We start from the raw sequence: 14546 nt of genomic DNA on the forward strand, positions 1-14546 counted from the left end.
AAAGTAAATAAAGTTGGTGGAAATTAAAATTCGATCCGTGTTAATTTAGGATTATCTTTTTAGTGTAAAATGGCCCATAAAAGTTCTCCCGTCGGCCAGAGAAACCTTGAACCAGTAATCATCAGTTGGTAATAGAGCACCATTAAATGTACCATCCCATCCTTGTGAAAATGGTGGCAGCTGCTTGATTAATTTACCAAATCGGTCAAAGATATAAATGTCGCTATTTGCTTGTAAAGTTGATAAACCTTGTAATTGCCAGTAGTCATTTCGACCATCACCATTCGGCGTGAAAAACTTTCGGTACCCTACCACATAAACATCTAATTCTACTACACCACAAATAGCATCCCTAACAAAGAGGGTATAGACTCCTGCTCTTACCTGATTAAATACCGGACTGTCCTGATAGGGAAAACTAATTTCATTGTCTTTTGATTCTAGTGCGAATTGGTAGTTTCCTGCACCCAGGCCATTGGGGTTGTTTATGGTAACAGAATTATTCTCCGAAATATCTACAATGGTAAGGTCGTTTTGAGTAATATTCGCCAGCTCTGATGCTTGTACGGAAACCATTTTCGTTCTTGAGCAGAGGGTAACAGGATGTGTTAATGTTATAAAATAGTTACCAGGAGTTGATACCTCTAAATTCTCCGAACCGCCTAAGAAAGTACCATCTTCAAAATACCATTCGTATTGAAAGGTTTCATTCATATTGCTTTGTAATGGAGATAAGAGGACCGTGAAGGTGGGATCAGAGGTACAGACAATTTCCTCTTCATTTATAGTGAAGTCTGGCAGTGGATGAACGATAAGGTCGATACTGGTTGACGCCGAACAATTGGGATTTACAGGGTTAATTACCTGAACTGTGATGCTTTGATTCCCCGAAATAAGCGGGTTTGGTAATTCCGTGCTATTGGTTATTTGCATCCCATTTTCATCTATAAAATCATAAAAGATGTCCATCCCAGTTTGAGCACCTCTTATTGTTGACTCGAAGGCTGAGGTATCAAAGGCATAGGTACCGTCATTATCTACATCGCCTGCATCACCATCACAAACCACCTGAGGAAGGACTGTGTTTGCCACAGGTTGTTCATCTATAATAAATTCTAATGTCGTTTCATCATAACATGGGCCATCCGGGTCTAGAGTTATATTATTAGTCACTCTTATGGTAATGGTCTGAGAGGAAATGAATAAAGGATTTGCTATCGGGCTTACAACGTCATTACCGTTGCCATCTTTAAGGGGATTTCCATTGTCATCCCAATAGGTAATGGTGATATCTGCAGGGTCTTGAGCTCCTAAAATGCTGCTCTCAATAGATGCCGTGTCCAAATTGTAAAAACCGTCGTTTATAGGGGTGCCATCCGAGCCATCATCACATACGCGATCAATGGTTACAGGATTCGCTATTGGCAATGCCTCTACGACCAATAAATTTGGAAATTCTTCCAAACCAAGACAATCATTACCTAAATCACTTTTTATGCGGACCCAAATATTCTGAACATTTGGTGAATTTATATTTTGATGGTTAGCGATAGCTGTTATTTCATTTAATTCCGTTTCGGCATCAATTTGGTTTTCGTACAAATGGACACTTACATCGATGGTAGAAAAAATAACATTACTAATATGGTCCCTAAAAGCGGTCATGTCAAAAGTAGCGACGCCATCCCTGGGATCAAGGCCATCATCACACTCAAAAATTGAAGCGGGATTATACGTACTTAAAGCACCGCTGTAGGGGTTAACCACTAAGGTTAGTGGTACCACTCTGTAACAACTTTCGGGATCTTCCGCCCGTATCCATATGGTCTCAGACATAAATCCGAGGGCATCCTGATGGGCTGTGGGATCCGGTATGGGATTCGATCCATTCTCGGCCTCTGATTGCGTCGAATAATATGTAAAACTTAAATTATTGGACAAATAATTGGAATCGATGTCTTCTTTTATCCAATCCAAAGTGAGATTGAAGTAGGCCTGACCATCGTTTGAAACATCATCGCATTGCGAATAGGTGCCCGGGGTATTCACTATGGGTAATGGATGTACTGTTAATAATGCTGTTTCCGAATAGACCCCACAGGTATTACCACTGCGATCTAATTTTACCCTGTATTGATACTTATCAAAACCTAGAGGTACATTTAGGATTTCCAGAACGCCGGATTGTGATCCATTATAATTCATTCCATTCATTAATGCAGACCAATTCACACCATCAGTGCTCCATTCCCATTGAAACACATCCGCCTCCGGAGCATTCACGAATAAGGTTGTTGCAGACGACTCACAAACTTCCGTATTTAAAGGTTGCTCCGAAATAAGAATTGGAGCCGATATTAAATAGTCTGGGTTAGGTATGGTATACCCGTCAGAGGCGTTGTTAACCAGTCCATTAAGGTCCACCGTAGCTGCGCTATCACCGAGTAGATCATCATTATTTGCATCAGAAAAGCCGGCTTCAATCACATCGCTGCAGCCATCTCCATCACTATCCAGATCGCTATAATTGAAATTGCCATCCGTATCCGAATCAGACAAGGAATAGCCCATAACTCCATTATCCGGAGCTGTTTCGGCCACATCGGTCCACCCATTGGATCCATAATCCGGTCCGTCTTCAATGCCATCTAGACCAGAATCAGAAAAGATTCCGGATTGTTCACTTTCAATGAGGTCATAAATCCCGTCATTATCACTATCAAGATCGAGGTAATCGGGTACGCCGTCATTGTCAGTATCAACAGGTAGCACTGCCGGGTCATAGGCATCATCCAATCCATTGAGATTGTCATCAACTCCGCTCGGTAGGATTAAAACACCTAAATTCTCAATAAAATCCGGTATACCGTCATTGTCACTGTCCAAATCCAATTCGTCTTTAACACCGTCATTGTCGTTATCCCTTTTAAAGCAGGTTAATGATATTATACCCTGCATAGAAGAGTTATTTGAAATATTCGAGAGATGATGTATAAAAGAGAAGCTGTCTACCTGATTTGCAAAGAACTGGTATGGTGTATTACCATTGGGAGAAGGATTTAATTTGAAATGAATTTCAGAACCGGAAATCTGGGTGATACCTGTTTCAAAGACACCGTCAAAATTAGAATCCACGATTAGTCTATCATCCGGATCTATCAATGTAATATTTTTATCCACCGGAGCAATTCGAGCAATAAAGTATGCGCCATCAATAATAACATCTGTCACTGAAGTGTCCTCTTCATACTTAACATTAACAGCTTCGGTAAAGTTAAGCGTATAGTCATTTTGTTCATTTGCACCGGCTAAAACCGTACTGGCAAAGTTTCCGGAAACATCAGCGGTAAAGGTGTTGGAGGCATTTGAAAATGTATAACTTGAACTTGTGATGGTTGTATTAATGCTGCCATCCTCGAAAATTAATTGCGGTGCATTGATATTTTGGATATCTATGGTAACATCTCCTTTAGATTCAGTACAGTTAAGAATACCATCATTATCATTGTCGATATCAATATTGTCAATAATACCATCATTGTCGATATCATCTGGGCAAATACTTACCGGAACTTCAATGGATTCTAAACGTTCTAATGTGCATGTAATTTCTCCAATGAGTTTGTATTTACCCGGATCAGATGGTGTTATAGAGGGAATATTGGAAGAAACCAATTGGAAGCCGGTGCCATCATCGAACCACCATTCATAATTGTCAAAATTTTGGGTGTTGGCGGCCTCAAGCGTAATGTTGGGGATACAATTCCCTAAAGTGGCGAATTCAGCGTCAAAATTAATCTCGGGCGCTGAAGGAAACCCGGAATAGAAACTTCCCGAGGTGGCAACTCCATTGAAATTAAAATAGGCACAATACAATTCATCAGTGCTTTGAACTGAAATGTTTCCAAAAAGTCCCGTAACCTTGTAGGTCACGTAGTCCGATTTTCCATTAACGCTACTAGGACCAATAGTGCTAAAATTGGAGATAGGTGTGTTGTTAATGGTTACCGTAGCACCGGTTTTTGTGACTATAGTAACCCCTCCTGAATATGTTGTTGAACCGATGCTTTCTATTTGGGCGATGTTGTCCAGGTTACCACGGGCTTCACAACTTAAGGGAGGTACAAAAAACATCCCCTGGTTGGCTTCATTATCAGTTGCACCTACGCCTTGATAGGCAAATACGTCTTGCGAGGTTTCAACATATAGATTACCACCACTGTTATACTGGTCTCCTTCGATGACATAGTATTCACCCGCATTGATTGTTGCTATCGGACCACTTTCGTTAACGCTTACAGATGTATTGTCCGTATGGGCTACAATTAAAATATTTTCCCATTCATTCAATCCATCACCACGAACGAAAATATATTCCTTACCGACCTTATCAAGGCCCACTATCTGATCTATTCCGTAATCCCTTCCACCTCCATTGTGAAAACTACCGTTGGCAGATCCACAATTCACTGCAATAGGCTTGTCTGAATTTACTAGGCATCCGATAAGACCATCTCTGTTTGCAACACTAAATGAACTGTTTGTGGCTATGGTGTAGCTCTCTGTTTTGTTCAATGTAACTGAAATGGGTGTCGAACCCGTATAATTGTCGATAATAAGGCCAGCAGGTAAATCACTAAAATTCACCACGGTATTATCCTCTGTGGCCATGACAGACAGAAAATTCAAATAATTAGTCTGAGGGTTTTCATTCGTAAATGTACCGATTCTAAAAAGTTTTCCTAAAGCCGAAAGCCCTTTACTCACTAAGGCTCCTGCCTGAGCACCGTTACCTGCATTCATTCTTACGGAAACATAAACCGGACCTTCAGCTTCAATAATATAGCCTTTATTATTGGTCACCAGACTGGTTTGATCAGAAGACATAAATAACTGCCCGTTTCCATTGCCAATAAATATTTCCTGAGCGTTGGTATTTGATACATTACCCGTAATATAACTCGACGCGGGCTGACCTACCGGTATAATGGTGTAGGGTACATCAAAAGTGCTGGGTGTAGAAATATAGATGTATTGATCCTCCGGATTGGCATTTCCAAAAGGTGAATTCGTTAATGGCGGAATATAATGGGTCTTGCTTAATTGTCCGAAGCCTTTAAAACAAAGGAAGATTAAAAGTATAAAGAAATATCCTGTATGTTTTGCATAATTCATGACTCCTTATACTTTTCAGTTTTATTCGAAATAATAACTTTTGAAGGTATTAAAAGTATGGCTTAAATCTAAATTAGACTTTATGAATTGCAAAAAGTTTAATTCCTATTTGATAAAATGAATAAAAAGTACGTTTAACGAACAAGGCTAACCTTTTGTGAAGAAATTAGCGCTTCAGAGCAAAGTGGCCTTTGATATTGAAGGATTCCCCGTCATGAATGATATCTGCAGAGAACCAATAGTCATCTGCCGGCATATCTTGTCCATTGAAGGTTCCATTCCACCCAATGGTAGTGTGAGGTAACATTTTTAGGAGTTTTCCTTGTCTGTCATAAATATAAACAAGTGTCCCCGGCAGTCTCGAAATACCGACAATATGCCAGGTATCAAAATAGCCGTCATTGTTCGGCGTGACGAATTTTGGAATATCTATTACAAAGACCTCTGTTTTGGCAGGGGTACAGCCATTCAAATCGATAATGGTGACGATATGGGGTCCCAGACTTACGTTATTGAAAATATTTGAATCCTGGGGCGTCCCGCCGTCCAGAACATATTGGTAATCCCCAACACCGCTAACCGTTACGGTAATCGTATTGGGATCCGTAAAATCGGCAGTGGCAGTGGCATCAATAGTGGCCTCTTCCGATTCTATTAAAGAAAAGGTTTGGGTGTAACTGCAGTTCTGAGGATGTGTCGTTACGGTTACCCAGTGATCTCCCAAATGGGATTCATCTACCACTATTTCTGAAGTTGTTTCACCGGTCCACCACAGATAGGTATCGGTGGGGTTACCAGTATCTGCACTAAGTGTTCGCGGTAAATCGTTCAAGCAAATAGGAATGGTATCTTCTAAAGGAATTACAGGTAAAGGATTTATAATGGTTTGGAACTGAGTCAGGCTATAACAGCCCGTGACATTGTTTTCTATACGGGCATATATGAGTTCTCCATCGGTAGCAGTGTAAAGCGTATCCAATCGATTCACATCATTCTCAGCATTAGAAATCGTATTATTATAGTAGGATACTGAAAAGTCTTGCGAACTCTGTGATCCTAAAATGGCACTGTCATTTAGGCTGAGATCGAATTCATAAGCATTATCGAAATCATCATTACAGGCGACTAAATCAGGAGGGGTATTTGCAATCGGGTTTGCATCAATCTGTAAATTGAATGTTGTGTAGGCCGGACATCCGTATATATTATCTTCAACCCTCACATAGATGGTGTAATTACCGGTGCTCGTGTAATTAAATGTTTTATTGGTATAGCTACCGGTGTTATTTTCAGCATTAACCTGAGAATCGTGATAGCTGATAGTCACTTGATTGGAACTGTGGGTAACATAACTATCCACCACACTTAAGTCAAAGGTATTGTCGGTCTGGTAGCAATCTGTTATGGTGCCTACAGGAAACAGTTCAGGAGGAATATTAACAAAGACTTCCATCGGAAAGGCATCTGAGCATCCTGTTGAAGTTTCCACATTTACATAAACCGTCTGGTTATTGCTTACAGGATAACTACCTAATTGATTATCTGGTATGCGATTACTAAGTGCACTGTCTGCATAGAAAGAAATAGTAACATCACCAAACCTCACGTTCTCGATCTGTAATACGGCAGTATTTAGGTCTATGGGCGTACTGCCGTCGTAATCTGTATCGCAAACAGGTTCAATTGAAGCGGAAGCGATCAAAGGTGTTGGAAAGGTCGTAAACCGCACTTCTTCAATAACATAACAAGAGTTAGCTGCGTTTTCTATTCTCGTGTAGAATTGTCCTTGTAAGGCCTGCGAGGTGTATTGATCTGGTAAGTAACTGTCGGCATTCGATGCGGCTTCGTTGTAAGTTAAATAAAACTGAATATCGAGGGTATCAGTGCTTCCTGAGGCTATTTCTTCACGCTTGGCATTTAAATCGAAGGTATGTGTCCCGGCTGTACTCTGACAAATTGGAGGAAAATTTGTAAAATTGGTATTATAATTCGGGTTGTTACCAATTTCCAATATAAAGGAGGAAGTGGCATTACAGTTAGGGTCTGAACTATTCTCAACCCGGACGTATATGGCTTCAGAGCCGTTACTATTGTAGGGAATGGTTTTTTCCAAAGGCATTGTTAAACCGGGATCCTGAAAATAAAATACTTCTTTGCCTGATTGATCGTTTAAAATTTCCAGATCTTTATCTTGAAGATAGAAATTGGCATTTGTAGTTCCGGGATCAACACAGATCTGATAAGGTGTAATAGACGGAATTATTGGAATTGTATTTACAACAACATCAAACGAAACAATGCTAAAACAGGTACCGATCTCTGTCGATTCAATACGCGCATAGATTGTTTGGTTCGTTGTTTCAAAATTCTGTTTGTCCAAATTACCTAAGGGATTTGCTTTATCAAAATTTTGTGCGGCATTAATATCAGTAAAGAATTCGATAATGAGGTTAGACGGGTCCGAAACGATTTCTGAGATCTTATCCTCAAGTCTTATGTCGGAGGTTGTACTGGTACTATTATTACAAATTAAAATATCGCTGGGAGTCATTACGGTGGGCGCCGGAATAACATATATTTCAAAAGGGTTAACGGTATGACATCCCGTCGTATTATTTTCAATACGCGCATAAAAGCTACCGGACGCCGTATCATAAAACTGAGGGAGTTGATTCAAACCGTTTTCTGCCTCCATTTGGTCCATAAAATAACGCACGTTAAAGGCCGTATTACCTCCGGTAATCACGGAATCAAACGTACTAAAATCGACTGTGGTAAATCCGTCATCATCTGTGTCGCAATAGGGAATAGGATCCACCTGGCTAAACGTGATGACCGGATTCACACGAAGTAATACTTCTGAAACATCGGAACACAATCCGTTTTCTATAGCCATATAAAGTGTCAATGGTGTCCCATCGTTTATCGTTATTGGATTCGACGTATCGATGGGCGAGCTATTATTATCTCTGTCACTTGCAGTTTCGTAAAAGGTCACTGATATATTGGATAATCCATTTGCTATTACATTTTCCAGGGTATTCAGGTAGACATCCACAAGACCATCACCATCCTCATCACAAAAGGCGAATCCATTGGCAGGAATATTGGTACCTGTTAAGAGCAGGTTAGTATGAATTTCAATAGGTACAATGGCATAACAACCCGTTGTATCGTCTACCAATCTTAAAAAAATAACTTCTTCATTGGCAGTACTGTTGGTATAGTTCTGCGGATTTGAAATTGGACTGGTCCCGGATTCGGCATCAGAATAACTCAAATGATAGGTTGGTGGTAAAAACCCGGTGGCGCCATTTAAAATAGCATTGAGTACCTGTGTTATGTCGAATGTCGCAAAACCATCATGGTCAGAATCGCAAGCATCGATATACTGGGTATTCCTGTTAATCTGGGTATTTCCATTTATAACATTAATATCTAAAGTTATTCCTGAGGCATCAACGCATCCCGTAAGGGTATTTACAACACGAACAAAAAGTGTTTCCGAAGGATTTGTGTTGATGTAGGGAAGCGATATGGGGTTGGCCCCACTGCTCGCTTCCAATTGGGTAGCGTGATAGGTCACAACACTAGTTGTATCTCCACCTGTTATTTCGCCATCCTTCTGGCTCAAATCAATCGTTGTGATGCTATTAGGGAAACTGTCATTATCGCACACCTCCAGTGGAGTAGGCTGCGTCACGGTTGGTGTCGGATGAACAAGCAAATCAAAATTTCCAAAAATGAGGCATCCGTTAACGGTATCTTCAACACGAACATAAATGGTCGTTGAGGACGTACTTATCGGTGATGTAATGTTATTCGAAGGGTTATTTCTGGCATCATTATCCGAGAGGTAATATGAAATGGTGTAGTTTGGAGGTAAATTTTGAATGGCAGTCTCAACATCTGTATTTTTCGTGGACAGATCAAATGTTTCTTCTCCATTACCGTCATTGTCACAGCGTTCGTAGGGTGTTATCGCATTGGTCACGAGTTCCGTATCGATATTCACATTGACTTCATCCTGAAGGACACATGAGTTGATACTCACTTCCACACGATATAATCCACTTAGTGACGTCGTAAGTGTTGCATTGGATTCTCCGCTAATTAGTGTATTATCTCTAAACCAAGTATAGCTGGCCAATGGGTTTTGAATTTCACCATTCAGGGTCACACTGTTAGAACAGGTGTCGATATCGTCTCCTAATTCTAATTCTGTAAAGGTATTGGCTTCAATAAATACAGCGGTATCTATGGCAGGGTCTGTCGCGTTGTTACTTTGATCTGCCACGATCAATTTAACATGGTATTGCACATTGGGCGTGATGTTCGCACTGGCTGTCAATACCGTTGTTCTACCATTGTAGTTCGTGTCACCAATAGCATAACCATCAAAATACTGATCATTACTTGCGGCGCAGGCTGTGCCTATTTGGTCGTGAATGTTACCCACGGTTACCGGATCCCCTGATCCCGGTACCACGGCAATATTTTGATAGGGTCCGGTACTCGTTGCTTCTCTTATCAGGAACACAAACCCATCCGATGAATTACAGGGATAGTTGGCAAAGTATTCTTCAGAGGCCAGTAAATAGTTGAACTGTATATTATCGGATAGGGCTACAAAATCAAATTCTATGGAGGTGGCATTTATAGTATTACCAACACCTAAATAGGTCTCGATATCCGGATCGGTTCCCCAGTTCACTGTGCCATCGCTCAAATCATTGCTGATAACGGAATTACCACCTGAAGCTGCATCACCCGACGACAGGACAATACCGTTTTCCAATGGGAAACTGGAATTACCACTGTCGAAGCTGCCATAACTAATGATGCCATCACTGCTGCCATTCACAGTCGAACTCACGTTCGAAATTTCAACACAGCTGTTGGCTAAATGTGATTCAATAAGTTGCTGAAGAGAAACACTATTGTCAATACTAACTTGTTGCGCAATAGCAGGGAGGGTACCAAAAAACAGTATCGCAATGATACAATAGAGTTGTAGGTGCTTAGTCACGTTGTTTTATTTGGGCAAAACAATTAGTTGATTTGGATTATTTCTGAGGGAAAATTAACATTTTTATAGACAAAATGCAAAATAAATCAGATTAAACGCAATTAAAGTCAGGTATTATGGCCCAATTTTATCGTTTTAGAGTAAAATGGCTCTTAAAAATACGGCCATCTTGAAGGGTTACGGCGAACCAATAATCGTCTGTCGGCATGGTTTGGCCATTAAACGTACCGTCCCATCCTTCACCAAGAGGATTTAATTCTTTTAACAATTTTCCGAAGCGATCAAAAATACATATTTTGGAGTCTGGTTGAAACATTTCGGAAATGCCATATACCTGCCATGTATCGTGATACCCATCATTGTTTGGGGTAAAGAATTTCGGAAACCCAACTACGGATACCTGTTTATAAACAATTCCACAATTGTTTTTAATATCCATAACATTTACAGTGTATATTCCCGGAGACACATTATCAAAATAATTACTTTCCTGATAGCCTCTGTATTCACTTTGATTCATGTCATCATATAATGCAAACAGATAAGATCCTTCACCGGATACGAATACGGTTACGGAATTATTGGTCGACACATCCTGTATGTCAAAAGATGGGCTGTCAAAGCTTGCAATATTTGAAGATTCTATGCTAACGATTCTTTCTTTGGAACACCCATTGGAATTGGTAACGGTAACAGAGTAGGTACCAATTTCATTCACTTGAATGTCGTATGTGGTTTCCCCTGTGGACCAATCATAGGTATAGTTAGCCGGCGTGTCGTTCCATATGGCAGCATCTATAATTATGGGCTGTGGAAAATTATTCAGACAGTAATAGTCGAGTGTCTCTGTTTCAATTTGAGGAAGTTCATTTACGGTCAGGCGTACTTCACTAATACCATAACAGGCATTATTGTTTTCTGCTCTGGCATAGATGATCTGTGAATAGGGAACCGTGTTTTCAAAGGATGTATTCAGTGGATTTTGCTCGAGAAGTGCCTCATCATACGTTTCAAAAAATGTCACTGGAAATGTAAATCCGTTCAATGACTGGATATCCGCCTCAATACTGTTGAGGTCAAACGTATTTACGCCATCTTCAGATCCTAATTCGTCACACAGTGCCGGTGCATCGTAATCATCTATGTTTGTTGTAGAGACCTCCAAAGTAAGTTCGGCAATATCGAAACATCCCGTAGTGTCATCGATCACCCTGACGTAAACTACCTGCAGGTTATTCGTGTTTTCATAGCTGTCGGCATTCTGGATGTCATCGACGTCATTTTCAGCACCTGATAAACTTTCGTAGAACTTAAAGGATCGGTCTTGGACGTTACTCACCAATTCTTGTTCAGCCTCCAAAAGATTAAATAGGGTGCGTCCATCAAAAGTACCATCCTCATCGCATTGTATCAGGCTGCTGTTGGTATATTCAGGCAAGGGATTAATGTTGAGTACAATAGGGTCAGATATGGAATAACAATCCGGGTTCAGATTGTTCTCAATTCGGGCATATATGGTGTCATTGAAGGCAGTCTGATTTGTATAGTCAAAGTTGAGCGGTGCGTTTCTATTCTCAGCATCATTTATGGAACTGTAGTACGTTATGGTGTTATCGGAACCATTTTGACTGCCAAGAATAGCACGATCGAATTGGTGGAGATCAATATCTGTAAAGCCATTTGACTCATCAGGATCTGTCGGAGTCTCTAAATCACAAATAATTAAATTATTCACGGTATTGGCGATTGGTGTATCATACACCTGAACATTAAAGGAGACGGTGGTGTCGAAACACGTGTTATTATCGAAAAGTCCTAGCCGAACATAAACGGTTTGAACTCCGGTGGTAGCTCTAAATAATTCTGTAATTTCATTCTGATTCAAATCGGCGTCAAGCTGTGAATTATAATACTTAACTTCATAAACATTCGGATCCTGAGTTCCTAAAATTTCGCTGTTTACGAAGGTTAAATCGAAGTCAAACAGGCCATCATTATTATCGTCACATATATTAAGGTCGGTGGGTTGATTCGCCACAGGAGGATCAAAAAAGCTAACCAGGGCTTCACCTTCCAATACATTACAGTCATTATTAATGGTTTCCACGACGACCTTGTATTCACCGGGTAAATCAACCTCCAAATCAAAATCATTTTCCGATAGTGGTATGTCGTCTCTCGTCCAGGTATAGGTCGACCCGGGAATAGCATCTGCAATCAGTGTATAATTTTCACCATTGCATAGCGGCAGATAGGTAATGTTAACGGTCTTTTGAGTTATATTTATTTTCTCGGCAAAGAATGAGGCTATAAAAGGTGGCAGACCTTGTCTGGTGTTTCTACTCAATGTAACAGCCTGATGTTGATAATCGCAGGCGAGCCCCCTGCCATTGGGATTGTTAATTACGGAGAGAAACGGGGTGCCTATGAGGTAGGTAATGTTCATGGCACGATATATTTTTCCATTAGGACCTAATTGAAGGGCTCCGCGGTACATCTGTCTATGATCAATTACAATCTGGCTCGAGCTTATATCAGGGGCCGTTAAATCATACTGCAGGAGTGCACCATACTGACTGTCCGGGTTGTTGAATTCGTCTTGTGTGGCCTCGTAGTAGGTGGAGACATAAAGCAGTTCGTTGTTCTGTGAAAACTCGACCCCATAGGGTACTTGTGGCTTGTTATTGGGACTATATGCACTTATAATGCGGTTGGGGTTGCTAACGATTCCCGTTGAGGCATCAAAGTCGAATAGATAAAGCCCTGAACCAATATTGGCACATGCTAATTTTGTGCCATCAGGAGATAGTTTAAGGTAGCCCCTGTGGTCTGATATAAGGGTGTTAACAAACGATTTTACCGGGGTTGTATTGACCCCCGTATTGGAGACTTCATAAGCATAAAACGTATCAAAAATAGGGTTTTCAGCGGGTGCTCCGGTGTCTGATGCCAAAGTGATTACCCAAATGGATTTTGAAATACAATCTTTTAATACAGCACTAATTTTTTCAGAACTATCCTCAAGGAGATTAATATTTTTTGACGTAGCAACAACATCCCCTAAACCACCCTGTAAAGTAAGATCCACGGTAGAATAATTAAACCCTCTGTCAGGATCACCACCTATAGAGGTATCTACTGTGAAAATATAGTAGATATCAGGATCATCAGGTTTGGGTACTATGATTGCCGACTGTGAGCTGGAAGGATCTCCGAAAAGTCCTAATCCATTGGGCATGGGTAAGTGTAATTTATTCCAAACCGTAATGCCATCTGTGTAAAACAATAAGTTGCCGTCACTATCTGAAATACTCGCACAACCCTCATCCGTATTCAATTGCCCATCGTTTAAATTGGTTGTTGAACCATCCGGATTAAAACGCAGACCCGCATTTGAACCAAAATACCAATTGGAGGCCTCATCCTGGGAATAGGAATAAAGGCAGAGGAAACAAAGCAGCAGAAAAGAAGCAATTTTTTTCATATTTCATGGCAACGCCACCAAATATATTATAAATCGCGCTTTTTTAATAATCTATACGATAAAAAGACAAATAGGGCAGTCCACAAAATAACAACACCGTATTCATGCCAGTGGACGGCATAGTCATAAGCTAAATCACTCTTGTCCGGGAATTTCGTCATGGCGATGCGCTGAAACGGTTGATCAATTAATTTATACATCGATTTCAATGGAAAGAACCCCTGGATCCGCTCAGCGATATCAGCATTTGCTTTCCAGGTTATTAAACCAAAAATAATCCATTCTAAAATGAATAGTATAAATAAGAATGCTAAGGCAAATGCGGATCGTTTGATGAGCATTCCAAAAAAGAGACATAAACTAAAGAACCCGATCAATTTAATAAAATAGGCAAACAAAAATTCAATTTCTTGAATGATGATACCTAACTCCGTAAAACTTGAATAATACAGCCCAATGCATAAGGTAATGAGACCTATCAATACCGTTGATACCAGTGAAAAGAAAACAATAGTGTAAAATTTAGACAATATAAATTCCTTTTTGCTTAAACCGTCTATTAAATTTTGTTTGATGGTCTTGTTGCTGTACTCATTTCCAATCATACTCACTACAACAATGGCAAAAAAGAATTTGAACTGGGCTGCAAAAAAGGTGGTTAAATGCCATATAATGGGGAAATTAAAGATTCCTAATTCTCCTAATTCCAAAGTGAAAATTCCAAAAACATTTATTTTTAACGAGGATAATAAAATGACGAAAAAAGGCAGAATAAAAGAGACGAATATGAGGATTTTGCTCGTTCGATTCAAAAGCAGCTTTTGCAATTCCAAATTTAAAAGTCGAAGCATTATATTG

General features: G+C 40.1%; 4 protein-coding genes. All 4 read right to left on the reverse strand.

The annotated features are described in order from the left end of the window. Nucleotides 1-51: 51 nt before the first annotated feature. The 4 genes from MR041_RS13165 to MR041_RS13180 all read right to left on the reverse strand — a co-directional run bounded on the left by MR041_RS13165 (nt 52) and on the right by MR041_RS13180 (nt 14539). Nucleotides 52-5175 (reverse strand): T9SS type B sorting domain-containing protein, encoded by a 5124-nt coding sequence (locus tag MR041_RS13165; RefSeq protein ID WP_242094652.1) that lies wholly within the window; start codon nt 5173-5175, stop codon nt 52-54. A gap of 166 nt (nt 5176-5341) precedes the next feature. Then, the gene (locus tag MR041_RS13170) at nt 5342-10204 is read right to left on the reverse strand and encodes a T9SS type B sorting domain-containing protein (RefSeq protein ID WP_242094654.1); all 4863 of its coding nucleotides are present in this window, start codon (nt 10202-10204) and stop codon (nt 5342-5344) included. Nucleotides 10205-10331: 127 nt separating this feature from the next. Then, on the reverse strand, nt 10332-13688 hold the full coding sequence (locus MR041_RS13175; protein ID WP_242094656.1) for a T9SS type B sorting domain-containing protein: 3357 nt from the start codon (nt 13686-13688) through the stop codon (nt 10332-10334). A 26-nt stretch (nt 13689-13714) separates the two neighbouring features. Further along, nucleotides 13715-14539, reverse strand: coding sequence for an ABC transporter permease (locus MR041_RS13180; protein WP_242094658.1), 825 nt, complete (start codon nt 14537-14539; stop codon nt 13715-13717). Nucleotides 14540-14546: the final 7 nt, after the last annotated feature.

Origin of the sequence: Aestuariivivens sediminicola, from assembly GCF_022662015.1 — a bacterium.
Classification (GTDB): domain Bacteria; phylum Bacteroidota; class Bacteroidia; order Flavobacteriales; family Flavobacteriaceae; genus Aestuariivivens; species Aestuariivivens sediminicola.

Coding starts and splice junctions, on each gene's coding strand:
- MR041_RS13165 (WP_242094652.1), bottom strand. CDS start 5,175: ATGAATTATGCAAAACATACAGGATATTTCTTTATACTTTTAATCTTC.
- MR041_RS13175 (WP_242094656.1), bottom strand. CDS start 13,688: ATGAAAAAAATTGCTTCTTTTCTGCTGCTTTGTTTCCTCTGCCTTTAT.
- MR041_RS13180 (WP_242094658.1), bottom strand. CDS start 14,539: ATGCTTCGACTTTTAAATTTGGAATTGCAAAAGCTGCTTTTGAATCGA.